Here is a 23335-nt window from a genome sequence, read left to right as displayed (position 1 = left end):
TCTCATTTAAGATGCGCGCATAGAATAGGTATAACATCTTAATAGAGGTATCAATGTTAACTAAACTCTCGGCAGTAGCCATAGCTGTAACAACAGGACTATTATCGTATTCGGTGCACTTTAATGCGCAGGCAGAACAGTCTACATCGACTTCATTACACGTTACGCCAGATCAAGCCGCTGCAACACATAGCAATATAGAGCGAATTGAAGTGACAGGCAGACAGTTTAATCACTATAAAGTCGGCACAGCTTCAGGTGCTATGCGCGGTAACATAGACTTAATGGATACTCCTCAATCAGTCGCAATTATTCCCGACTTTGTCACCGATGAACAACTGGCTAAAAATTTATCCGAAGTATTAGTTAATGATTCAAGTGTAACTGCCGGTAGTGAAAAGTGGAACCGTCAGGTTTTTAGTTTGCGTGGGTTTGAATTAGATTCAGGATCAGGTTATCTCATCAATGGTCATCAACAGTGGTCGCACTATGTGCAGCCGATAGAAACATTACAGCAAGTTGAAGTACTAAAAGGACCATCAAGTATGTTGTATGGTCAATCTGGCCCTGGTGGTTTGATTAACATGGTGACCAAAAAGCCCACATACGATACCGAATTCGAGCTGGGCTTTGATACCGATGATCAAGGTTCTACACGCTTTCAAGCCGATGCAGGTGGCAGTATCAATGATGCACAAACCTTGCGTTACCGTACTGTATTAGTTAAGCAGGATTCACAATACTGGCGCAACTATGCCAACACTATGGGCGTAGATGAAACCCATCAAGAGCGTGACCGCTGGTTAGGCTTCATCAACCTTGAATACGACATCACAGATGATTTATTGCTGTCGCTAAAATACGATCACACCCAAGATAAAACAGGTATTGATCGCGGAGGCTGGTTAGATAGTACTGGTGAGTTAATCGGTGGCCGAGATTTAATATGGGATATGCCATGGGCATTTACTGACAATACTATCACCAATAAAGGAGGCGATTTAACCTACCATATTAACGATAATATGCAGCTTAAAACGGGTTATAACCACCAGCAATTTAATCGTCAGCGTTTAGACACTTCACCTAACTTGTGTGGCAAAGACAGCAACAAACAAAATGTGTGTTATGACGACCCATTAACTCAAGGTTACTTTATCAGCCCATTTGACCGCTATGATGATTGGCAACATGAAACGGCTTATATGGACTTTACCAGCCAATTTAATACAGCAGGTATTGATCATCAATTGCTATTAGGCGGTAATTTATTGAATTACTACTATGGTCAGCTAAAAGATTCAGGTCCTAAGAATCAGCACGTCATGCCAGGTGTGCCTGTGGTTAATCCAGGGCTAGATTATAACCGAGACACGACAAAGTCTGAATCTGATTACAAACATTACGGGTTCTATCTACAAGACCTGATTAGCTTTAATGATTCATGGCAGGCGTTAGTGGGCACTCGCTATGATGAACAGAAAAAAGACGGCGAAGGTAATAATAGCTATGCAATTTCACCTAAGTTTGGGGTGATTTACTCTCCAACAAAAAATGGCAGCATTTATGCTAACTATTCGCAAAGCTTTAGCCCACAAGGGATGGTTAATAACGAAGAGGACATCAATGACAAGATGGATCTTGAACCTGAGTACGGCACTCAATATGAGTTAGGTGCAAAGTGGGAGTTATATGATGGCAGCTTACTGTTAACGGGCGCCATTTTTGATATCACGGTATCTAATGTTACAGTACAACAAACATTAGTTACTCCAGTTAATGGTAAAACTTATATCACCACCCAGGAAGGCGAACAGCGCCATAAAGGGGCTGAAATTGGTGCACAAGGTCAAGTCGCCGACAAGTGGTTTGTTACAGGGTCAATGATGTATTTAAATGCGGAATATTCTCGCCCTGCATCAGATAGTTTAAATGGTAAAACCCCTATAGATGCTCCTGAGTTTTCAGCAAACTTATGGACACGTTATGAAGTGACCGAAAACTTTGCCCTTAACTTTGGCGCAACCTATGTGGGCGAGCGTTATGCCGACAGTCAAAACACCATCACTAAAGATGATTATATTAAAGTTGATGTGGGGGCGGCTTATACTATGCCTATTATGGGCAGCGATGTGAGTTTACGCATGAATATCAGAAACCTATTTGATAAAGATTATCTTAGCGGTGGTGGCACAACGGATGTCACCGTTGGTCAAGGGCGCAATGTTAATTTGGCGCTAGAGGCAAAGTTTTAGCCCTTTGAATCGATAATTTACCTCGGTGATTTATCCTTTTAGGTGATATGTCACAGATGAGATTGTCGATCTTTATCAAAAAAGCAGCGATTACCGCTGCTTTTTTGTTATTTATCTTTCAATAGCACTAGAAAATGTTTCATTTGTTGCTAATATATCTTTCGTTTCGAAACTTAAGTGAAAGATAACCGCCTTTATGAACAAACGTAACACTCAACAACGTCGTCACAGCATTATTAACCTGCTAAACCAGCAAGGTGAAGTCAGTGTTGAAGAACTATCCCTACGTTTTGAAACTTCAGAAGTCACTATTCGAAAGGATCTGGCCACTTTAGAAAAAACAGGTCTATTATTGCGCCGTTACGGTGGCGCTGTAGCCGTACCCGATGAAGTGACCCAGCAATTTAGCGCCAAAATCGCCCCTAATAAATTAGCGATAGCCAAAACCGCTGCGGCGCTGATTAAAGATCATAATCGCATCATCATAGATAGCGGCAGCACAACCACCGGCATAGTGCAGCAGCTTAATGGGCTACGTGGCTTAGTAGTGATGACTAATTCATTACAATTGGCTAATGCGATTCATGAATTAGAAAATGAACCAACATTATTGATGACCGGTGGCACATGGGACCCGCATTCAGAGTCTTTCCAAGGTCAGGTAGCTGAACAGGTATTACGTTCGTATAACTTCGACCAGCTATTTATTGGTGCTGATGGATTAGATTTAGAGCGTGGCACCACCACATTTAACGAGTTAACTGGACTGAGTAAAGTGATGGCCGAAATGTCGCGCGAGGTCGTGGTATTACTTGAATCATCTAAAATCGGTCGCCGAATTCCCAATTTAGAACTGCCGTGGAGCGAGATCAATGTATTGGTTACCGATGACCATATCTCAGCCGAGGCGTTACAAACAATTACAGACCAAGGCGTAAAAGTATTACTTGCGCCTTACGTTGCATAAATTCAATTTAACATCATTTTATAGGTAAATAATCATGTGTGGAATCGTTGGCGCCGTAGCGCAAAGAGATGTAGCAGAAATTTTAGTTGAAGGTTTACGCCGTTTAGAATATCGCGGTTATGACAGCGCAGGTGTTGCGGTTATCCATAATGGCGAGCTAAATCGCACGCGCCGTTTAGGTAAAGTGCAAGAACTATCATCAGCTTTAGATGAAGTACCATTAGCTGGCGGCACAGGTATAGCGCATACCCGCTGGGCAACCCACGGAGAGCCAAGCGAGCGTAATGCTCACCCGCATGTATCTGAAGGTGATATCGCCGTGGTACATAACGGTATTATCGAAAACCACAACAAGCTTCGTGAAAAACTAAAAGGCTTAGGTTATGTGTTTGCATCAGACACAGACACTGAAGTCATTTGCCACTTGGTTCACCATCAATTAAAAACTGCTGATAATTTATTAGCTGCAGTACAAGCCACAGTGAAACAACTTGAAGGCGCTTACGGCACAGTTGTTATCGACCGCCGCGATAGCGAGCGTATGGTAGTGGCTCGTAGTGGTAGCCCATTGGTGATTGGTTTTGGTTTAGGTGAAAATTTTGTTGCCTCAGATCAACTGGCCCTATTACCCGTGACCCGCTCATTCGCCTTTTTAGAAGAAGGTGATGTCGCAGAAGTTACCCGTCGTGAAGTGAATATTTATGATGTTAACGGCAACCCAGTTAAGCGTGAAGTGAAAGAATCAGAAGTGACCCATGATGCGGGTGACAAAGGTGAATACCGTCACTACATGCTTAAAGAAATCTACGAGCAGCCAACCGCAATAGCCCATACGTTAGAAGGTCGAATCGCTGGCGGTAAAGTATTAGATTCTGCCTTTGGTGAAAATGCCGCTGAGTTTTTAAAAGACATCAAGCACGTACAAATTATTGCCTGTGGTACCAGTTACCATGCGGGTATGGCGGCGCGCTACTGGTTAGAAGACTGGGCTGGCGTATCCTGTAACGTTGAAATTGCCTCTGAGTTTCGCTACCGCAAATCACACTTATTTCCTAACAGCTTGTTAGTGACCATTTCTCAGTCGGGTGAAACAGCAGACACGCTAGCGGCACTGCGTTTAGCCAAAGATATGGGTTACAAAGCCACCTTAACCATTTGTAACTCAGCGGGTTCATCATTAGTACGTGAATCCGACATGGCGTACATGATGAAAGCTGGCGCTGAAATTGGCGTAGCATCAACCAAAGCCTTTACTGTGCAATTGGCTGGTTTATTGATGCTAACCACAGCCATAGGTCGTCACAACGGCATGAGCGAAGAAATGCAAGCCGCGATCACCCAAAGCTTACAATCTATGCCAGCTAAAGTTGAACAAGCCCTTGGTTTAGATGATGCCATTGCTGAACTAGCTGAAGACTTTGCCGACAAGCACCATGCATTATTCTTAGGCCGTGGCGATCAATATCCAATCGCAATGGAAGGCGCACTAAAGCTGAAAGAAATTTCATACATCCATGCAGAAGCCTATGCTTCAGGCGAGCTAAAACATGGCCCATTGGCGTTAATTGATGCAGATATGCCGGTAATCGTTGTCGCACCTAACAATGAATTACTTGAAAAGCTTAAATCAAACGTCGAAGAAGTGCGTGCCCGTGGCGGTCTAATGTATGTGTTTGCTGACAAAGATGCTGAGTTTGAATCAGATGACACTATGAAGGTGATCCCAGTGCCGCATTGTGATGAGTTTATGGCACCACTAATTTACACCATTCCACTGCAGTTATTGTCATACCATGTGGCATTAATTAAAGGCACAGATGTTGACCAACCACGTAACTTGGCAAAATCGGTTACTGTTGAGTAAGTAACATTATTGCTGGTGGTTGATATGCCAATGTGCAGTATCAACCAAAGACTAAAGCGACTGTTCATTTGAACAGTCGCTTTTTATTGAAAGAAAACCTGCGTGGGTATGATAGGCTTTTGTTGTTACCAGTCTACTGCACATTGATCTTGTTGGTGATTGGCTGAGGCCTGCTTTGCTTGATCAATCATGTATTCTAATGCCGCTAACTCACCATAATCTATATTTAACGATAACCAGTCTCCGGTTCTTTTTCGGCTTCGAAGCACCATGTTCATAGCAATGTTTGCTTCTTCATTAAAAGTATCAAACGCTTTTTGTGCAGAGCTATTATTAGCTATCCCTTCAGAATCACCATATTTTTCCAACATGCTCTTTTGTATTGATAAACCCATTTGATGAGTAAATAGCCCACCTTTCGATTCAATTAATCTTTCACTGGTTTGTAAACATATATTCAATAATGAAGCATTGTCAGTATCTGTTTTGTCACATAGCTTAATAAGCAGTGAATAATTGGGTTTATATCTTGTGGCGGCAATACCAAGCATCGCAATTTTTAATGATAAATCATCATTCGCCCCAGCTTCTTTAAGTGCTAAATCGATTGTAGATAAATAGTCTCCGGAATATTCGTTATAACGTTGAGAATGGATAAACTGGACCAGCGATTTTTTGGCTTTTTCTACATCAGCCGATTTCAGCTGATATATTGCCATTTGCAACCAAAGAGCACCGTTTTGGTTGTCAGTATCTAATGCTCTTTGCATCATTGTCTCATCACAGACTTCTACTGTGGAATAGCCGCAATGTAGCATGAGGTTAAACGCTATTAACTTATTGCTTGGATATGTTTGTGATAGTGTGTCAAACATTTTTATATCAGCTTCAATTGATTTATTTTTGTTGATAAAAGCTGAAGCAATACGTGCTTGTTGAGTTTGCTGTTGCTTAATATTGTCGAAAAAAATGTCTTGGTTAGCCGAATACCAATTAAAGCTATCTTCAATTATTGGGTCTGTAAACATTTCAGCCATACCATTACAACGCACCATTTCATTGGGGGATATATTTGGCTGGATACTAGCTGTTTGATTTGTGGTTTGTGTTTGTTGAGCATTTTGTGGAGTAGATAGTTGCTGCTCATTATTGGTTTTAGCTTGTATCACATTTTGAATTAAAGTTTTATTTTCACTAAAAATAAAAAGAAGTGCAAATACAAGTAATGCTGTCCCAGCAAGCATAAGCTTTTGTTTCATTAAAAAGTCCATTTTGAATGTCAGCGCTCCATATTGATGAATTGATAGCTTTTTGCAATGTTTATTCTTGGATATTTTTGTTATATGTCATTGACGACTTTTATAAATTCATTAACTGGATGCCTTGTGTGAGTATTTACTGTAAATTTAAATTAGATTTAGTCTGCTTAAATAAATTGGCTCAACGGATGAGGAGTTTACTTGAAGTTAAAAAATAATCTTGGGCGAGAAAAACTGGCAGGTGTGACGTTGTGCTTCGGTGCCGCGCTTGGTATGGCTTTTATGGTAGCAAATACAGCCCCTTTTATCGCATCAATGTTGGCGGTTATTGTTGTTGGGGTGTATATCAATATTGTGTCTGGTAAATGGTGATTTATTGATTAGTGTTGATAGGTCATAGTGAGCTATTATTGAAAAGTATTCGTTCTGTTTTATGCCTCATTAAAAGTAAGTCGTTAAGTAGTTTGAGTTATATTCAACAAAAAAGGGAACAGTATCTGTTCCCTTTTTGATTAGGTCTATTTAACGATTACCAAACGCGAGCGACAAGCCCTTTCAAATAATACCCTTCAGGAAATGCGCTGCTAATTGGATGATCGCTTGCTTGATGCATACGCTCAACAAACTGTACTTCACGTTTGGCATCTAATGCGGCGTCGGCAACCACTTTTTGGAATAGGTCTGACTGCATTAAACCAGAACATGAGAAAGTTAATAAAATCCCACCTGGTTTGAGTAACTGCATGGCGATCATGTTGATGTCTTTGTAACCACGACACGCCCCGTCTAATTGCGCTTTATTATCGGCAAATTTAGGTGGGTCTAACACGATGACATCAAAGGTTTTACCTTCGTCGCGATATTGTCTTAATAGCTTGAATACATCGGCTTCGTTGTAGTTAACGTTATCGTCGTTTAGGCCGTTAATCGCCATATTGTCGCGGGCGGTTTGCAGGGCTAATGATGATACATCGACGTTTTCAATACTGGCTGCGCCCGCTTTTGCGGCGTACAAACCAAAGGTGCCTGTGTAGCAAAAACAGTTGAGTACCGATTTACCTTTAACAAAACGTGCGGCCATGGCGCGGTTATCACGTTGGTCTAAGTAAAATCCGGTTTTATGACCTTTCACCACATCAACCGCGATTTTTATGCCGTTTTCTTCAATGATGACCGGCATGGGTGGTAACTCGCCGTGCAGTAAACCGGTGACTGGCAATAAGCCTTCTTTTTTGCGTGAATCAACATCTGAACGTTCATAGATGGCGCAATCAGGAAATTGCCTCGCTAATTGCTCTACAATGGTGTCGCGCCACTTTTCTGCACCTGCGCTAAGGAGTTGGCACACTAATACATTGGCATATCGGTCAATGGTGATCCCCGGTAAACCATCAGATTCAGCGGCGATTAAACGATAACCCGTTAGGCCTTGCTCACGGATTAAGTCTTCTCGCCCTGCTTGGGCTCTTTGAATACGGCGGGCAAAAAAGTCGGCGTCGATAGCCTCTTCTTTGTTGAAGGTCCATACGCGAACTTGAATTTGTGATTCTGGCGACCATGCTCCGCGTGCTAACCAGCGGCCGTCGTGACCCACAACATCAACTGTGTCACCCGCTTGTGGTTTGCCGCCATTGACGTTATGAATACCGTTGGAAAACACCCAAGGGTGGCGGCGTTCTAATGAACGTTCGCGTCCAGGTTTAAGTTTTATTCTGATAGCCATGGTATTGCCTAATGTAATTGTAAAAGTGATAAATGGGATTCAGTTCATTACGCTTAACAATGCCTGCGGCTTTGCTGAAAAACATATGCGTATAGGATGCGGATCATAGCGTGTTTTGAAGTTAAAAACCTGACAAATAGCAAAATGATCACTCTTGCAGATGTTTGTTTTTCGTTAGGGGTAAATAATAGGTCTAAGTGCGACTATACAGTGGCTGTATTTAATCCGTATATTGGCTAAGTTATATGCAGATTAAATAGCAAACATATCAAATTAAACATCAAATGAGGTTGCCGCTAAATGAAAACAATTGGCCTGATAGGTGGAATGAGTTGGGAATCGACCGTGAGTTATTACCAAGCAATAAACCAAGGCGTTAAACTGGAATTAGGCGGTTTGCACTCTGCTAAGGTGTGTCTTTACAGTGTTGATTTTGATGAGATAGAGAAACTACAGCGTCAAAATCGTTGGCATGATAGCGCAATATTGTTGGCAAAAGCGGCGCAGGCTGTTGAGGCGGGAGGTGCTGACTTTGTGCTTATTTGTACTAATACCATGCACAAAGTGGCTGATGAGGTTCAAGCGGCGATTAGTATTCCGTTAGTTCACATTGCCGATGCCACCGCACAAAAACTGATAACAGACGGCATAAAACGCGTAGGGCTACTTGGCACTAAATTCACCATGCAGGAGGATTTTTACAAAAATCGCCTCACTGAGCGATTTGGTATTGAAGTGCTGGTGCCCACCAGCACAGCGCAAGATATGATCCACGATGTGATTTATAACCAGTTATGTCTTGGGGTTATCAATCATCAATCTAGGCAGGATTTTATTTCGGTTATTAATCATCTTTATCAGCAAGGTGCTGAGGCCGTGATTTTGGGGTGTACTGAAATTGCGTTATTGGTTGAACCACAACACACAGATGTCCCGCTTTATGACACCACCCAAATTCATGCCGCTAAAGCGGTGGCTTTAGCAATAAAGGGATAAATTACTTTACATGTAATATTTCACATATACACTATTTCATATGTGTTTGCTGTGGCTTAAATGAAATATGAATATGACAAAACTGCGGGTGTTGTTTCTATGCACAGGTAATTCAGCTAGATCACAAATGGCTGAGGCACTACTTACCCATAGAGCCGGTGATGTATTTTCTGCCTATAGCGCGGGAACTCATCCCGAGGCTGTCGATAGCCGTACCTTAGAGGCGTTACATCGTTTTGGTGTTGATAGCAAAAATTTAGTCTCTAATCATATTGATGATTATCAGGGCCAAGCATTCGATTACGTGATCACACTTTGCGACAAAGCCAGCAACGAGTGCAGAAGCTATCCCGGTGCTGCTAAGCAATTTTCCTGGGACTTTCCCGATCCTAAAGCGCGTTTAGGCAATAATCCTTTTGCGGCCACCTTGAATGAAATCAATAATCGCCTGTCGATGTTTTTACTGGTTGAAAACGCCGCAGCTACTGAGTTGAAGGTGCAACCCGCTTCTGCATTTGATATCGACCCGACCGTTTTTTTTAAATGCTTAACCGATGATATTCGCTTAAAAACCTTAATGTTGACCCATTACCATGGGGAACTGTGTGTATGTGAGTTAATGCAAGCATTGGCAGAAGACAGCCAACCTAAGGTTTCGCGTAATTTGGCTGTGTTAAAGAAGGCCAACATCATTAGCGACAGAAAACAGGGACAGTGGGTATTTTATCGTATTCATCCTGATTTACCTTTGTGGGCAAAGTCGGTATTAGCTCAAACCACCGAGAACAATATTCCCCTGATTAATATCCCGTTAACTCGGCTAGCCGATATGCAAGGTCGACCGAATAAAGCGAGTTTTTGTCAGTAATCCCTCATCGGGCTAAACGGTGGGGATAACAATAGAAGGTTTATAGTATGGGGATTTTTGAGCGTTATCTGTCGGTATGGGTAAGCTTGTGCATCATGATTGGTGTGGGGTTAGGTTTATTACAACCCCAGGTGTTTCAAGCGATAGCGAGTCTTGAAGTGGCCCATGTGAATATTGTGGTGGCGGTGTTTATCTGGGTGATGATTTACCCCATGATGCTGCAAATAGACTTTTCAGCCGTAAAAGACATTGGCAAAAACTCTCAAGGTTTATTGCTGACAATAGTGATTAACTGGTTGATTAAACCTTTTACTATGGCTGCACTTGGCTGGTTGTTTTTTAACTTTTTATTTGCCGAATGGGTAGATCCTGCTTCGGCGCAAGAATACATCGCGGGGATGATTTTACTAGGGGTAGCGCCTTGTACTGCGATGGTATTTGTTTGGTCACAACTGACAAAAGGCGACCCTAATTACACCTTAGTACAAGTGTCGGTAAATGATGTGATTATGATTTTTGCTTTTGCGCCTATTTCAGCTTTTTTACTTGGTGTGAGTGATATTCAAGTGCCTTGGCAAACCTTACTGGTATCAGTGCTTTTGTATGTGTTGTTGCCATTAATAGCTGGTGTGCTTACAAGGCAGTGGCTCAATAAGCGACGTGGTGAGCTGGGGATTAATCAATTTTTGGCAAAGTTAAAGCCCTGGTCAGTGATTGGTTTATTGGCCACTGTGGTGCTTCTGTTTGGTTTTCAGGCCAATACCATAGTGTCAGAACCGCAGATTATTGTGCTTATCGCCATTCCATTACTACTGCAAACCTATGGCATTTTCTACCTGACATTCATAGCCGCTAAACGATTAAAGCTACCGCACAATATAGCGGCCCCAGCCTGTTTAATTGGTACGTCTAACTTTTTCGAACTCGCGGTCGCTGTGGCTATTTCTTTGTTTGGCTTACACTCTGGCGCAGCACTGGCAACGGTTGTTGGGGTGCTGGTGGAAGTGCCGGTAATGCTGTCTTTAGTGGCATTTTTAAATAACCGAGTTAATCAACAAGCGACTCAGTAATAACGTATCCAAACACTAATGGTAATAACCCTATGACGATGCAATCACACCCTTTTGACACATTAACTTTAGATAATGGCGCTAGGCTTATTTTTACGCCTTGCCCCGGAACCCAAAGCGCTAATTTGACAGACTCGGTTGCCACCTTAAAACAGGCGGGTACAGATATGTTACTCACGCTGATGTTTGATCAAGAAATGGCCGAAAATAATGCCAGTGATTTGGCAAAGGTGTGTGCCGAACAAGATATACAGTGGTTACAGTTACCTATTGCTGATGACGCCGCGCCCAATAGCGTGTTCGAAACCCAGTGGCAATTACATCAAGCGACTATCTTAGCTGTGCTGGAACAACAGGGCACAGTTGCTGTGCATTGTCGTGGTGGTTCAGGCAGAACGGGGTTGGTGATTGGTTTGATCCTGCTTGCCTATGGTTGGCCTGCCCCAAAGGTTATACAACAAGTACAGCAAATTAGACCTAAGGCACTGAAACATCCAGTGCAGCTCAATTATTTCAATTCACAACGATAAACGAGGATAACAAGGTGACGATTAAAATCGGTATTAATGGCTTTGGCCGTATGGGACGTTTATCAATGCGCGCCGCATTTGACTGGGATGACATTGAAATTGTACATATCAATGATCCTGCGGGTGATGCCGCAACCTTAGCGCACTTGATGACCTTTGATTCAGTGCATGGTCGTTGGCATCACGAAGCAAGCCACACCGAAGTGAATGGTATTCAAGCCATGCTAATTAATGGCAAAACAATTCCATGTACTCAAAATGTGGCGACTCAAGACACGGATTGGTCAAAGTGTGATGTGGTAATTGAGGCTTCAGGTAAAATTAAAACCAAAGCTCTATTGCAAGCTTATTTAGATCAAGGCGTAAAGCGAGTCGTGGTGACCGCACCCGTTAAAGAAGATGGTGTGCTTAATATTGTGATGGGCGTGAATGAAGGTTTATACAATAAAGCGATTCATCCTATCGTCACCGCAGCCTCCTGTACCACCAACTGTTTAGCGCCAGTAGTAAAAGTGATCCATGAAAAAATTGGTATTAAGCATGGCTCAATGACGACTATCCATGACATCACTAATACGCAAACCATTATCGATGCGCCGCATAAAGACTTGCGCCGCGCCCGTGCGTGTGGCACTAGCTTAATTCCGACCACAACAGGCTCGGCCACCGCGATTACCCATATTTTTCCTGAGTTAACAGGCAAGCTAAATGGTCACGCTATCCGTGTGCCATTAACCAATGCTTCGTTAACTGATTGTGTGTTTGAAGTTGAGCGTAAAACGGATGTGGCAGAGGTTAATCAATTATTGAAACAAGCGGCTGAAAATGAGCTTAAAGACATATTAGGCTATGAAACCCGCCCACTGGTGTCGATTGATTATAAAACCGATCCGCGATCAAGCATTATTGATGCCTTATCCACTATGGTGGTTAATGACACTCAGGTGAAGCTGTATGTGTGGTATGACAATGAATGGGGCTATGCCAATCGCACAGCAGAGCTAGTTCGTATGGTGGGTTTGGCGGATAAAAATAGCTAAAGGCTGATCATTAATGGGACTTTTATCATTAAGCGAGTTATCGCCACAAATTAAGCAGTACCTGGTGATAACGGGCAATTATTGGGCGTTTACTTTAACCGATGGTGCATTGCGCATGTTGGTGGTGCTGTATTTTCATCACCTAGGTTATAGCCCGATTAATATTGCTATGTTGTTTTTGTTTTATGAAATCTTTGGCGTAGTGACCAATTTAATTGGTGGCTGGCTTGGGGCGCGTTTAGGGTTGAACAAAACCATGAACATTGGCCTAGGTCTGCAAATCATTGCTTTAGGTATGTTAGCCGTACCCGCTGATATGCTCAGTGTCGCTTATGTTATGGCGGCGCAAGCTTTGTCTGGTATCGCTAAAGATTTGAATAAAATGAGTGCTAAAAGTGCCATTAAGCTATTAGTGCCAGCGGGCGCAGAAGGTAAGTTATACCAGTGGGTTGCTGTGCTGACAGGATCTAAAAATGCCCTAAAAGGCATAGGTTTCTTTTTGGGCGGGGCATTACTCACTTTGCTTGAGTTTAACGGTGCGATTATCTTAATGGCATCACTATTGGCTGTGGTGTGGTTATTCAGTTTGGTCGCGTTGAAACAGGATTTAGGAAAAGCTAAAAATAAACCTAAATTTAATCAGGTGTTTTCTAAAAGCCGCGCGATTAATCTTCTGTCTGCTGCGCGGCTTTTTTTGTTTGGTTCCCGTGATGTTTGGTTTGTGGTGGCATTGCCGGTTTTTTTAGCGGTGACATTTAACTGGGATCACTGGTGGGTTGGCGGCTTTATGGCGTGCTGGGTTATAGGCTACGGTATGGTGCAATCATTTGCGCCTTTTATAACCGGTAAAAAACAGGGGCGAGTCCCGACAGGTCGCTCGGCTTTTATATGGGCGAGCTACTTAACCCTTATCCCTGTCGCAATTGCATTTGCATTACATTTTGATTTTTATGTACAGGCATCAGTAGTGGTGGGTTTATTGATTTTTGGGGCTGTATTTGCAATTAATTCATCACTGCACAGTTATTTAATTGTCAGTTATGCCGATGCTGATGGCGTGTCACTTGATGTGGGCTTTTATTATATGGCCAATGCGATGGGGCGATTAATTGGCACTGTGCTATCGGGCTGGGTTTATCAGTTTTATGGACTAGAAGCCTGCCTGTGGATCTCGGCGCTGTTTGTTGTCCTTGCGGCCATGTTATCTATTAAGTTACCAACAACGTCATTGATTAAGTGAAGCAGTACAAAGTGAGCGGCCTAGCTTTGTTTGATTTTGACGGCACCCTGACGACCGAAGACAGTTACACTAAATTTATCCTTTTTTGTACACCCAAACCTCGGCGCTTTATTGGTGGGCTGCTACTGTCTCCGGCCATTTTACTTTATAAATTGGGCTGGTTACCCGCTTGTAAAATGCGTATTTTAATCAGTGCAGTGGCGTTTTATCGGCGTAATATTCAGCAGGTACAAGCCCTTGCGCAGCGCTATGTTACAGAGGTTATTCCACATATTTTGCAACCACAAACTATGTCGCGTATGAAATGGCATCAAAAACAAGGGCATCATGTGTATGTCGTATCAGCCTCTATTGATCCTTATTTATCCATTTGGTGCCGCACTATGGGTATTAAATTGATTTGTAGCGAGTTAGAAAAAACTGCCAAGCATTTTACGGGGCGTTACTTGTATGGAGATTGTGGTGCAGACAAAGTAGCAGCTATCACTCAACAGATAGAATTAACTCGATTTGACACTATTTATGCTTATGGCGATACCAAAGAGGATTGGCCTATGCTTGCTCTGGCTGATGTTGGCTATTACCAGGGCGAGAAACAATGATAAATTGCAAACTTATTTCATTGTCACTTTACCGCCAATCATTTTATAAGCGGGCGCGCCACGTATTAAGGTTTCTCTCGCAAAGATTGTTTCACACTGCGGACACACGCAAGGCGTGGTGGTTAAGTCATCTGCAATACGTTCCTTAAAGCATTTTACTAATGTGCCTTTACCGCCCTTGCGATATTTGAACAACTGGGCTTTGCATTTCGCGCAAAAAATATCGACGGTGCGAGTTGGGCCTTTGGGATTGGGTTTTGCCAAAATGCGCTCATGTTATATTGGGATACTTTATCAAATGGTAAAGCAAAAAGGCCTGCAGAGTAATCCTATTTAACCTGCGTGCGGGTTGTTCAATCCATATCAAACAGCGCTTTGCTTTTGTTTCATGCAAGAATATTTGCCGCAGACTGCTGCTGGTGGACAAGTCGGCCTTGTAAACCGTGCAAGGTTCGCGTTTGAGTGTAAGCGCTGCTTCTATCTAGGTTTTTGCCATTACCCCAATGGGTTATTTTGTCCCAATGACAACTTAACTGCCGACAGCGTTAATTAACCTGAGTTTAGCTCAATTAGCTTGTTGCCTTTGTTCTATGGCAATAATTTCATCGTTAATTTTCTCCGCTTCAGCGGTAAGCATGGAATAAGCTCGAATATCACCATTGCGCTGGGCATACATGGCTTGCTCAAGCTTAGCTTCATACTGCTTGGTTAATTTTTTGATGGGATTTTTATTAAAAAATGAAAACATATAAATCACTTTAGTTGGCTATCATATACTGTTGATACGCAGATAACAGGAATTTGGTTGTTATTTTTATGGCAATGCCGCCATTCGACACAGATTTAGTCAGTATAAATGGTATACCTTAATATCAGTGACGCGGTGTGGTTATTTATGGGTAGTTGATACAGGGGAATATAATGAAGCGCATAGTGTTAAGTCTATTGGTTATGGGGTTACTGTCTGCGTGTAAGCCTTCAGCCCCTCACCAAGCCATTGGTACACTGGAGCGAGATAGGGTCACTTTCACCGCCACAGCCAATGAAATTATTCGTGAACTTCCCGTTATCGAAGGTAGTTTGGTTGAAGCGGGTCAGGTGTTAGTGAAGTTAGATACCCAAAACCAGCAGGCTATATTGGCTAGGGCCATTGCCAATGAGTCCAAAGCCACTGCGTATTTACAAAAACTCACCAATGGCGAACGAGTGGAAGATATTGCAGCTTCACAAGCCAAGGTTGCGCAAGCGGAAGCGCAGTTTATTGAATCGCAAAAGCACTATCGCCGCCAGGTTGAGCTGGTGGAACGTAAAATTGTGAGTCAATCTGAGCTAGATAGCGCAATAGCGAGTCGAGATAAAGCACAAGCTTCACTTAATGCCGCTAAAGAAGAGTTTAGTAAATTGACCGCGGGTTCAAGGGTGGAAGATATTGAGCAGGCCAAGGCCGAGTTGGCTGCAAGCCGTGCTGAAGTGGCGTTACAAACTCAAAAATTGGCAGAGTTAACCATAGTGGCCACCCGAGATGGTATTTTAGATAACCTTCCTTATAACCTAGGCGAGCGCGTGGCGGTAAATAGTATTGTTGCCGTTATGCTGGCCAATAGCGTGCCTTATGCGCGAGTGTATGTTCCGGCTAACCATCGCATACATTTTACCCCAGGGCGCAAAGTGATGGTGCATGTTGATGGTGTGGAACAGGCCATTGAAGGCAAGGTGCGTTGGGTGTCTCACGAGGCTTCGTTTACGCCGTATTTCGCATTAACTGAAAATGAGCGTGCGCGGTTAATGTACCTTGCTGAAGTTGATTTGGTCGATACTGCGGCTCAATACCCTTCCGGTGTGCCCGCGCAGGTAGATATTGTCGAATCAAGCGGAGAGTAACCATGACACAGCTTGCTATAGAAGCGGTTAATGTGGTGAAAAAGTTTGCTGATTTTACCGCGATAGAGAATGTCACCCTCCGGGTTCCCAAAGGCTGTATTTACGGTTTTTTGGGGCCCAATGGTTGTGGCAAGTCCACCATGATAAGAGTCTTAACCGGTTTGCTAAGCCCAACCTCAGGCGAGGTCAATGTGCTGGGGTTGTCGATTCCAAAGCAAACAGAAGCGCTACGTTTAAAAATTGGTTACATGACGCAAAAGTTTTCTCTTTATGATGATTTAAGTGTTGAAGAAAACATGCAGTTTATTGGTCAAATATTTGGAATGAACAGTAAGCTTCTTCGCCATCGCATCGAGAAACAGTTAATCATCTATGGTTTAGATGCTTTGCGCAAGCAGCGGGTTGCTGGTATGAGTGGCGGCCAAAAACAGCGTTTATCATTAGCATGTGCCACCATGCATAACCCTGAATTATTGTTTTTAGATGAGCCTACCTCAGCTGTGGATCCGCAAAACCGCCGCGACTTTTGGGAGCAATTGTTTGATTTGTCGGAGCAAGGCACCACCATTCTGGTGACCACTCATTATATGGATGAAGCTGAGCGCTGCCATCGATTAGCTATCATGGAAAGTGGCCAAATCCGTGCTGATGGCGAGCCTGAAATGTTAATGCGTGATATGGGCGTAAACGTCATCGAAGTATACGCACCAAACCTAAGGGCGTTAAAGCTTAAGTTGATGGCCTGTAAGCAAGTTCGCTCGACTGCACAGCAAGGGGTGCGTTTGCGGGTGTTGATTTTTCAAGATGTAATTGATCCCATTGAGTGGTTAAAAACAACATTTACTGAGTTAAGTCATGCCGAAATCAACCTCGCGCGGCCAAGTTTGGAAGATGTGTTTGTGTGTGTGACTGGGGAGGGGCGACAATAATGTCTTTCTTACGGATGAAAGCGATTATTATCAAAGAATTTCGCCAACTGTCACGGGACAGGATCACCTTCGGCATGGTGGTGATGATCCCGTTAATCCAGCTGTTACTCTTTGGTTATGCCATTAATACCGATATTAGACAAATCCCCATCGCGGTGGTTGATCAAAGCCAAAGCACTGCTGGGAGAGTGATTATTGAGTCGGTTAAAGTGACACAGGTTGTTCAAGTGACACAGCGTTATGCCACGGTTCAAGAGGCTGAGCTTGCCATTAAACAAGGTGAAGTAAAGGCCGCTTTAATTCTGCCTAACGATTTAACCCAGCGCATGATGCAACAGCGGGTGTTAGGTCAATGGATTGTTGATGGTTCTGACACTATGATCAGCTCCGCCATTTTGGCTTTGCAGTCAATGCCGCTAACTGACTTTGATTTTGACATCCGCCCGCAAACGATAAAAACCTTTGAGGTGGTGTTGTATTACAACCCAACGAGGCGCTCAGCGGTTAACATTGTGCCGGGATTATTAGGGGTCATTTTGACAATGACGATGATTCTATTTACCAGCACCGCCATTGTTAGAGAGCGAGAAAGAGGTAATTTGGAGTTGTTGATAACTACGCCAGTTAACCCAATGGAGCTAATGATCGCCAAAATTGTGCCGTATATTTTTGTTGGCTTGGTTCAAGTCGGGATTATTCTGGGTTTAGGTCATGGCATATTTGATGTGCCTATCAATGGCTCGCTGACGCAAATTTTATTGGGTACATTACTTTTTATTTCAGCAAGTTTAACCCTAGGGTTGATGATATCGACAGTCGCTAACACTCAGTTACAAGCTATGCAAATGACCGTGTTTGTGTTGTTACCATCCATTTTACTGTCTGGGTTTATGTTTCCCTATGAGGGCATGCCGGTGTTGGCGCAGTGGATATCTGAAGTTCTGCCTGCAACTCATTTTATGCGGCTTATTCGTGGCGTTGTAGTGCGAGAAGCTGATTTAATTGACTTGTGGCGAGACACATTATGGCTTGCAGGATTTACCTTCATCGGGGTAATCATTGCTGCTAGTCGCTTTAAAAAAACCTTAGATTAGACAGGTGTAACCCTAGGGGTTGAATCATATTGGTATATTAGTTTATATGCAGGTAAGGGAAGTTGTTGGATATTAATTTACTGTTTTTGTTGCTTATGTTTTAGAACAGACGACTGAATAACGTTAAAATAGAAATTAACATGTCACGATTTTTTCTTTGACTATTTAATTGCTCAACTGTTTTGAGTGTTTTTTAGTCAAACATTATATTTTTATAGAGTGCTTTATAATTAAGCACTTTATGCCTTAATTCAAATTTTTAGAGAGAATATTATGACAATTGAGATGATTATGATTGGCATAGCGATCTTAATTGTCATCGGTATTTTACTGCACCATCCATCACGCACTTTAGGTATTCCATCATTGCTGATTTTTATGGGGGTAGGGTTAGCGCTAGGCAATGGAGAATTTAATTTTGTGTACGATAATCTTGCTCAAACTGCCTGGATAGGTGGGCTTGCTTTGAATGTCATTGTGTTTGTTGGCGGACTAAATACTTCAAAAGATAAAATTACCGTGGCCTATAAAGAGGGCGGTGTTCTGGCTTCATTTGGTGTGTTGTTCACTACGATCTTCTTTGCCGTGATCCTTTATGGTTTGCTCGATTTTGATTTTATTACTTGCCTTTTGTTTGCGGCAATAGTGTCTTCAACTGATGCTGCTGCGGTGTTTTCAATACTTGAGTCCAAAAAGCTTAAGCTCAAAGAGCGAACTGACACAGTGCTTGAGTTCGAATCAGCGACCAATGACCCTGTCGCCATGTTGATGGTGATTGTATTAACCGATATGGTGCTTTCATCTAGCCAAACAATTGCACTCCCTAACTTGGCCATGAACCTGCTGACTCAAATTTTGGTCGCTATTGTGGTTGGCGGGCTGATTGGCAAAATCGCAGTGATTTTACTTAGTAAAATAAATTTATCTGAATTTGGTTTAATTCCTGTGTTTGTGTTGGCCACATTTATTATTGCCACTTATGGTGCTGAAATGCTTGGTGGCAATATTTTACTGGCCTCTTATATTGTCGGGGTGGTGATAGGAAATGGTATAAAGCGCGGTCAATTGGTTAATGTGCACTTTTTTAATAGTCTATCTTGGTTGGCGCAGGCGTTAATGTTTATCGTGCTCGGGTTACAAATTTTCCCGCAAACATTAATCACAGTGTTTTGGGCTTCGATTATTCCTGCATTGCTATTAATTTTTGTTGCTAGGCCATTAGCTGTACAGTTGTGTTATCTGCCGTTTGTTAAAGCCAGTTGGAAAAAGCGATTGTTTATCTCAATGATTGGTTTAAAAGGTGCAACACCTATTGTGTTTGCACTGATACCTGCTGCAGCAGGTGTACCTGGCTCAATCGAGATTGTGCACATGGTGTTCTTTTTTGTGCTTTTCTCAGTATTTATTCAAGGCGGTGCTATTGCGCCATTAGCCAGTAAACTTGGATTAGAGCAAACAAATAAAGAGCCTTAGGCTATCTTTCCTTTTTAGATCTAGCTTAAATTATCACAGTGTTTGAGCTAGTGAGTATCTTAGCGGCTTTGGCCGCTTCAATTTTAGACCATACCTTGTCATGAAAATAAAACACCACAGTATTCACAGCGGGCTCTATTAACGCTACAGCACCGCCAATGACTATGCTGCCAGTGAGTAAATAGGTAATGGTGAATGCGACACTGAAATGTAAAATCGCAAAACTGATGGTTTTTTTCATAATAGCGTCGCCTTAACATGAATTAATAGGATGATTGTTACTATACCGACACGATAACAATTCTCATTTGTATTTAAAGTGGTATTTATCAATTAGGTTAAAAGGCTGACTCGATTAGCTTTAACAAGCTAAAAAAATAGACCTATAAAGGTCTATTTTTGATGTGGGCTGTAGTTTGACTTAGTAATGCCAAGGAAATTTTGTGAAATCCTGATCGCGTTTTTCTAAAAAGGCATCACGTCCTTCCTGGGCTTCATCGGTCGCATAAGCTAAACGTGTCGCTTCACCAGCAAACAGTTGTTGGCCAACTAAACCATCGTCAGATAAATTGAATCCGTATTTAAGCATGCGCATAGCTGTCGGTGATTTACTGTTAATCTCCTTTGCCCAGACTAACGCTTCGGTTTCCAGTTCCACGTGGGGAATAGAGCGGTTCACCATGCCCATTTGTACGGCTTCATCTGCAGAGTAGTTAAAGCCTAAAAAGAAAATTTCTCGGGCACGTTTTTGACCAACCATTTTTGCTAAGTAAGCACTGCCGTAGCCTGAGTCAAAGCTACCTACATCAGGATCGGTTTGCTTAAATATGGCATGTTCTTTAGACGCTAGGGTCAGATCGCACACCACATGTAAACTGTGGCCGCCGCCAACAGCCCAACCAGGTACAACGGCAATCACCACTTTAGGCATAAAACGGATAAGACGTTGTACTTCTAATATATGTAGTCGCCCCATTCTAGCAATATCTGGTTTGCCTTCTTCAGCACCTTCATATTTGTAGCCATCCTTGCCACGAATGCGTTGGTCACCGCCAGCACAGAAAGAGTATTGGCCTTTTGCCGATGGGCCATTCCCCGTGATCAATACGCAGCCTACATCTGACCACTGTCTTGCATGGTCTAGCGCCATATAGAGTTCGTCTACAGTCTTAGGGCGAAATGAATTTAAGCAATCAGGACGATTAATCGCAATCCTCACCGTTCCTTGATCTTTTGCGCGGTGATAAGTGATATCTTCAAAATCGAAACCACTAACAGTATCCCAAAGCGATGGGTTAAATATATCAGAAACCTGTTCAGTCATTATTTACTAGCCTTTTTCAATCAATTATCCAAAGGCTAGGCTGTATTAATATGCAGGTCAATCTAGCGAGGATAAATCTGTTAACTAAATCTTATCGCAAATAAATTGCAAATTTTCGCGACTAAACACTGGATGACTGGCTTTAGAATTTAAGCAATATTCTTGTTTAAAGTCAGCAATAGCTTCACTGTCGGTGAAGACGCCATCGAGTTCGCGGATTTCTATGGTAGACAAGCGCTCGTAGATTTTTTCTTTTAGTGCCGGAATTTTAGTATCAATCCGTTGAATCTTTGTTCCCGTCATCGAGGATAATTTTTTATCAGCAGAAATAAAAATGCTTTTAACATAATCAATAGGCTCATCGAGCTTATTTGTTTCTGTTGCAAAGTAATACAATATGCCAGCTATGATGGCTAAACCTATCCAACCTCTCATTTTTCTGTCCGAGTTAATGTTAGAAAGGTATATACTATTCCAGTTTCTTTGTAATGTTAATGTAGTAAGGCTGTAAAATGACAATAGAATCGAAGCCCAAAGATTATTCGAAACAAAATCGAATAAAGATTCATCAACCCGACGCCAGTAAAGCGGACCGTTTCAATCCCAGTAATAGTATCTATGTGCGTGCTGTAGACGGGCTGTGGACTCGTGTTCGTCGTCGCATGGGGTGGGTTTCCATGTTGTTCTTTTTAATACTACCTTGGATCCCATGGGGTGACCGTCAAGCAGTATGGTTCAACCTTGCAGAGCAAAAGTTTCATGTGTTCGGTTTAACCATCTGGCCTCAAGACCTTACCTTATTAGCTGCGCTATTTATGATCGCCGCCTTTGGCTTATTTTTTGTGACGACATATCTAGGCCGAGTATGGTGTGGCTATACTTGTCCGCAAACGGTATGGACATTCATATTCATCTGGTTTGAAGAGAAGTTTGAAGGTGCGCGTAATAAGCGAATTAAGCTAGACCAAATGCCGTGGAGTTTTGACAAATTATGGCGCAAAACCGCTAAGCATACTGCTTGGGTATTGGTGGCTTTACTTACTGCCATGACCTTTGTGTCATATTTTGTTCCTACCCGTGAAGTGTATATCGACGTATTTACGCTGAATGCTGATGGCAGTATCTATTTCTGGGTGATTTTCTTTACCCTAGCAACCTATGGCAATGCTGGCTGGATGCGGGAAATCATGTGTATTCACATGTGCCCCTACGCTCGATTTCAGGCAGCAATGTTCGATAAGAATACATATATAGTTGGTTATGATACCAAACGGGGTGAAACCCGCGGTCCCCGTTCACGTAAAGCTGATCCAAAAGAAATGGGCTTGGGCGACTGTATTGACTGCGACTTATGCGTACAAGTTTGTCCAACAGGCATTGATATCCGTAATGGTCTGCAATACGAATGCATTAATTGTGGTGCTTGTATTGATGCGTGCGATACCACAATGGAACGCATGGGTTATGACAAGGGCTTAATCAGTTATACCACCGAAAACAAATTAGATAACATTCAAGAAAAAGTCTTAAGACCTAAACTTGTGGGTTACGGTGTCGTACTAACCGTAATGATACTCTTATTCATTTATGCAAGTGCTACCATAGCGCCAGTGAGAATGGATGTAATTAGAGATCGTAATGCACTATATCGTGAGAATAGCCGCGGCGAGATAGAGAATACTTTTACCATTAAAATTCTCAACAAGACCGAATATCAACATGATTATAAGTTAAGTGTCGATGGGCTTGATAATGCCAAGTGGATAGGACCAGACAATGTCAGCATTGCCGCAGGTGAAGTACTGACCTTACCTATTAGTGTCGCGGTAGACCCTGTAGTCCTAAAACGCAGTGTGACTAACATAAATATTGTTGTAGAAACCCAAATTAATGGTGAAAAGGTGATAACCACCCAAGAAACCCGCTTCTTTGGGGAATAATAAACAACGATAAAAAAGCTAAATTCAGCATAAAAAGGGACGAATAGTCCCTTTTTTGTACGTTATGAGCAATATTTGCGCCATCAATCTGTGTTTTGTAAAAAACTTTAAAAAAGGGGTTGCGCAAAAATCTTAGCTCCCTATAATGCGCATCCACTGACACGGCACAGCGCGAAAGCAAAGTAGCAAGTCAGGTTGATTTGAAACAAAAAAACTTCGGTTTTAAGCTCAAATCAACAGCGAAAAGAAAGTTTGAAAAAACACTTGACGCAGACAAGGG

The 23335-nt window shown here is 42.5% G+C and carries 23 protein-coding genes; 16 read left to right on the top strand and 7 right to left on the bottom strand.

Features of this window, described 5'->3' with window-relative positions:
- Positions 1 to 53: 53 nt before the first annotated feature.
- The 3 genes from IEY03_RS15070 (at position 54) to glmS (ending at position 5086) form a co-directional block, all read left to right on the top strand.
- On the top strand, positions 54 to 2255 hold the full coding sequence (locus IEY03_RS15070) for a TonB-dependent receptor (protein ID WP_188843196.1): 2202 nt from the start codon (positions 54 to 56) through the stop codon (positions 2253 to 2255).
- 196 nt (positions 2256 to 2451) lie between these two features.
- On the top strand, positions 2452 to 3222 hold the full coding sequence (locus IEY03_RS15065; RefSeq protein WP_188843194.1) for a DeoR/GlpR family DNA-binding transcription regulator: 771 nt from the start codon (positions 2452 to 2454) through the stop codon (positions 3220 to 3222).
- 34 nt (positions 3223 to 3256) lie between these two features.
- Positions 3257 to 5086: a glutamine--fructose-6-phosphate transaminase (isomerizing) gene (gene glmS, locus IEY03_RS15060; RefSeq protein ID WP_188843192.1), complete on the top strand. Its 1830-nt coding sequence runs from the start codon at positions 3257 to 3259 to the stop codon at positions 5084 to 5086.
- A gap of 125 nt (positions 5087 to 5211) precedes the next feature.
- Here the strand turns inward: glmS and IEY03_RS15055 are convergent, their stop codons facing one another.
- Positions 5212 to 6345 carry a hypothetical protein gene (locus IEY03_RS15055; RefSeq protein ID WP_188843190.1) on the bottom strand — a complete coding sequence of 378 codons (1134 nt, stop codon included), beginning with the start codon at positions 6343 to 6345 and terminating at the stop codon, positions 5212 to 5214.
- 201 nt (positions 6346 to 6546) lie between these two features.
- Between IEY03_RS15055 and IEY03_RS15050 the strand changes: the two genes are divergently transcribed.
- The gene (locus IEY03_RS15050; protein WP_188843188.1) at positions 6547 to 6717 is read left to right on the top strand and encodes a hypothetical protein; all 171 of its coding nucleotides are present in this window, start codon (positions 6547 to 6549) and stop codon (positions 6715 to 6717) included.
- A gap of 157 nt (positions 6718 to 6874) precedes the next feature.
- Here the strand turns inward: IEY03_RS15050 and IEY03_RS15045 are convergent, their stop codons facing one another.
- Positions 6875 to 8068, bottom strand: a complete 1194-nt coding sequence (locus IEY03_RS15045; RefSeq protein ID WP_188843186.1) for a class I SAM-dependent rRNA methyltransferase — start codon at positions 8066 to 8068, stop codon at positions 6875 to 6877.
- Between the two features lie 300 nt (positions 8069 to 8368).
- Between IEY03_RS15045 and IEY03_RS15040 the strand changes: the two genes are divergently transcribed.
- From IEY03_RS15040 to IEY03_RS15010, 7 genes are all read left to right on the top strand, one after another.
- Complete coding sequence (locus IEY03_RS15040; RefSeq protein ID WP_188843185.1) at positions 8369 to 9064, top strand: aspartate/glutamate racemase family protein; 696 nt, start codon at positions 8369 to 8371, stop codon at positions 9062 to 9064.
- Between the two features lie 73 nt (positions 9065 to 9137).
- On the top strand, positions 9138 to 9932 hold the full coding sequence (locus IEY03_RS15035; protein ID WP_188843326.1) for a metalloregulator ArsR/SmtB family transcription factor: 795 nt from the start codon (positions 9138 to 9140) through the stop codon (positions 9930 to 9932).
- Between the two features lie 47 nt (positions 9933 to 9979).
- A complete protein-coding gene (arsB, locus tag IEY03_RS15030) occupies positions 9980 to 11002 on the top strand; it encodes an ACR3 family arsenite efflux transporter (RefSeq protein ID WP_188843183.1) in 1023 nt (340 codons plus the stop codon).
- A gap of 32 nt (positions 11003 to 11034) precedes the next feature.
- A complete protein-coding gene (locus tag IEY03_RS15025) occupies positions 11035 to 11532 on the top strand; it encodes a phosphatase domain-containing protein (RefSeq protein ID WP_308424622.1) in 498 nt (165 codons plus the stop codon).
- Between the two features lie 14 nt (positions 11533 to 11546).
- Positions 11547 to 12572 (top strand): ArsJ-associated glyceraldehyde-3-phosphate dehydrogenase, encoded by a 1026-nt coding sequence (locus IEY03_RS15020; protein ID WP_188843181.1) that lies wholly within the window; start codon positions 11547 to 11549, stop codon positions 12570 to 12572.
- A 13-nt stretch (positions 12573 to 12585) separates the two neighbouring features.
- A complete protein-coding gene (gene arsJ, locus IEY03_RS15015; RefSeq protein ID WP_188843178.1) occupies positions 12586 to 13812 on the top strand; it encodes an organoarsenical effux MFS transporter ArsJ in 1227 nt (408 codons plus the stop codon).
- 11 nt (positions 13813 to 13823) lie between these two features.
- On the top strand, positions 13824 to 14414 hold the full coding sequence (locus tag IEY03_RS15010) for an HAD-IB family hydrolase (RefSeq protein ID WP_229778354.1): 591 nt from the start codon (positions 13824 to 13826) through the stop codon (positions 14412 to 14414).
- A 12-nt stretch (positions 14415 to 14426) separates the two neighbouring features.
- Here the strand turns inward: IEY03_RS15010 and IEY03_RS15005 are convergent, their stop codons facing one another.
- Both IEY03_RS15005 and IEY03_RS15000 read right to left on the bottom strand, forming a co-directional pair.
- Positions 14427 to 14678, bottom strand: coding sequence for a hypothetical protein (locus IEY03_RS15005; RefSeq protein ID WP_188843174.1), 252 nt, complete (start codon positions 14676 to 14678; stop codon positions 14427 to 14429).
- A 301-nt stretch (positions 14679 to 14979) separates the two neighbouring features.
- On the bottom strand, positions 14980 to 15162 hold the full coding sequence (locus tag IEY03_RS15000) for a DUF6435 family protein (protein ID WP_188843172.1): 183 nt from the start codon (positions 15160 to 15162) through the stop codon (positions 14980 to 14982).
- 173 nt (positions 15163 to 15335) lie between these two features.
- Between IEY03_RS15000 and IEY03_RS14995 the strand changes: the two genes are divergently transcribed.
- From IEY03_RS14995 to IEY03_RS14980, 4 genes are all read left to right on the top strand, one after another.
- On the top strand, positions 15336 to 16295 hold the full coding sequence (locus tag IEY03_RS14995; RefSeq protein WP_188843170.1) for an HlyD family secretion protein: 960 nt from the start codon (positions 15336 to 15338) through the stop codon (positions 16293 to 16295).
- Positions 16296 to 16297: 2 nt separating this feature from the next.
- On the top strand, positions 16298 to 17224 hold the full coding sequence (locus IEY03_RS14990; protein ID WP_188843168.1) for an ABC transporter ATP-binding protein: 927 nt from the start codon (positions 16298 to 16300) through the stop codon (positions 17222 to 17224).
- Positions 17224 to 18318 (top strand): ABC transporter permease, encoded by a 1095-nt coding sequence (locus IEY03_RS14985; RefSeq protein ID WP_188843166.1) that lies wholly within the window; start codon positions 17224 to 17226, stop codon positions 18316 to 18318. Before IEY03_RS14990 ends, IEY03_RS14985 begins: the two co-directional genes overlap by 1 nt.
- Before the next feature lie 273 nt (positions 18319 to 18591).
- Positions 18592 to 19791 (top strand): potassium/proton antiporter, encoded by a 1200-nt coding sequence (locus IEY03_RS14980; RefSeq protein WP_188843163.1) that lies wholly within the window; start codon positions 18592 to 18594, stop codon positions 19789 to 19791.
- Between the two features lie 25 nt (positions 19792 to 19816).
- Here the strand turns inward: IEY03_RS14980 and IEY03_RS14975 are convergent, their stop codons facing one another.
- From IEY03_RS14975 to IEY03_RS14965, 3 genes are all read right to left on the bottom strand, one after another.
- Positions 19817 to 20032, bottom strand: a complete 216-nt coding sequence (locus tag IEY03_RS14975) for a DUF2061 domain-containing protein (RefSeq protein ID WP_188843161.1) — start codon at positions 20030 to 20032, stop codon at positions 19817 to 19819.
- Positions 20033 to 20212: 180 nt separating this feature from the next.
- Positions 20213 to 21115: a 1,4-dihydroxy-2-naphthoyl-CoA synthase gene (locus IEY03_RS14970; RefSeq protein WP_188843159.1), complete on the bottom strand. Its 903-nt coding sequence runs from the start codon at positions 21113 to 21115 to the stop codon at positions 20213 to 20215.
- Between the two features lie 84 nt (positions 21116 to 21199).
- Positions 21200 to 21550, bottom strand: coding sequence for a hypothetical protein (locus IEY03_RS14965; RefSeq protein ID WP_188843157.1), 351 nt, complete (start codon positions 21548 to 21550; stop codon positions 21200 to 21202).
- 77 nt (positions 21551 to 21627) lie between these two features.
- Here IEY03_RS14965 and ccoG point away from each other — a divergent pair, with 77 nt between their 5' ends.
- On the top strand, positions 21628 to 23055 hold the full coding sequence (ccoG, locus tag IEY03_RS14960; protein WP_188843155.1) for a cytochrome c oxidase accessory protein CcoG: 1428 nt from the start codon (positions 21628 to 21630) through the stop codon (positions 23053 to 23055).
- Positions 23056 to 23335 lie beyond the last annotated feature (280 nt).

It is taken from the genome of Shewanella aestuarii (genome assembly GCF_014647215.1).
In the GTDB taxonomy this organism is placed as follows: Bacteria; Pseudomonadota; Gammaproteobacteria; order Enterobacterales; family Shewanellaceae; genus Shewanella; species Shewanella aestuarii.
The sequence above is the reverse complement of the archived record's forward strand: the minus strand, read 5'-3'. Positions and strand labels throughout refer to the sequence as shown.

Excerpts from the sequence above, each read along its gene's own strand:
- IEY03_RS14975 (WP_188843161.1), bottom strand. The coding sequence starts at position 20,032 with ATGAAAAAAACCATCAGTTTTGCGATTTTACATTTCAGTGTCGCATTC.
- arsJ (WP_188843178.1), top strand. The coding sequence starts at position 12,586 with ATGGGACTTTTATCATTAAGCGAGTTATCGCCACAAATTAAGCAGTAC.
- IEY03_RS15055 (WP_188843190.1), bottom strand. The coding sequence starts at position 6,345 with ATGAAACAAAAGCTTATGCTTGCTGGGACAGCATTACTTGTATTTGCA.
- IEY03_RS15065 (WP_188843194.1), top strand. The coding sequence starts at position 2,452 with ATGAACAAACGTAACACTCAACAACGTCGTCACAGCATTATTAACCTG.
- IEY03_RS14995 (WP_188843170.1), top strand. The coding sequence starts at position 15,336 with ATGAAGCGCATAGTGTTAAGTCTATTGGTTATGGGGTTACTGTCTGCG.
- IEY03_RS15035 (WP_188843326.1), top strand. The coding sequence starts at position 9,138 with ATGACAAAACTGCGGGTGTTGTTTCTATGCACAGGTAATTCAGCTAGA.
- IEY03_RS14985 (WP_188843166.1), top strand. The coding sequence starts at position 17,224 with ATGTCTTTCTTACGGATGAAAGCGATTATTATCAAAGAATTTCGCCAA.
- IEY03_RS15025 (WP_308424622.1), top strand. The coding sequence starts at position 11,035 with ATGACGATGCAATCACACCCTTTTGACACATTAACTTTAGATAATGGC.
- IEY03_RS15070 (WP_188843196.1), top strand. The coding sequence starts at position 54 with ATGTTAACTAAACTCTCGGCAGTAGCCATAGCTGTAACAACAGGACTA.
- IEY03_RS15000 (WP_188843172.1), bottom strand. The coding sequence starts at position 15,162 with ATGTTTTCATTTTTTAATAAAAATCCCATCAAAAAATTAACCAAGCAG.
- ccoG (WP_188843155.1), top strand. The coding sequence starts at position 21,628 with ATGACAATAGAATCGAAGCCCAAAGATTATTCGAAACAAAATCGAATA.
- IEY03_RS14970 (WP_188843159.1), bottom strand. The coding sequence starts at position 21,115 with ATGACTGAACAGGTTTCTGATATATTTAACCCATCGCTTTGGGATACT.
- IEY03_RS15040 (WP_188843185.1), top strand. The coding sequence starts at position 8,369 with ATGAAAACAATTGGCCTGATAGGTGGAATGAGTTGGGAATCGACCGTG.
- IEY03_RS14965 (WP_188843157.1), bottom strand. The coding sequence starts at position 21,550 with ATGAGAGGTTGGATAGGTTTAGCCATCATAGCTGGCATATTGTATTAC.
- arsB (WP_188843183.1), top strand. The coding sequence starts at position 9,980 with ATGGGGATTTTTGAGCGTTATCTGTCGGTATGGGTAAGCTTGTGCATC.
- glmS (WP_188843192.1), top strand. The coding sequence starts at position 3,257 with ATGTGTGGAATCGTTGGCGCCGTAGCGCAAAGAGATGTAGCAGAAATT.
- IEY03_RS15045 (WP_188843186.1), bottom strand. The coding sequence starts at position 8,068 with ATGGCTATCAGAATAAAACTTAAACCTGGACGCGAACGTTCATTAGAA.
- IEY03_RS14990 (WP_188843168.1), top strand. The coding sequence starts at position 16,298 with ATGACACAGCTTGCTATAGAAGCGGTTAATGTGGTGAAAAAGTTTGCT.
- IEY03_RS14980 (WP_188843163.1), top strand. The coding sequence starts at position 18,592 with ATGACAATTGAGATGATTATGATTGGCATAGCGATCTTAATTGTCATC.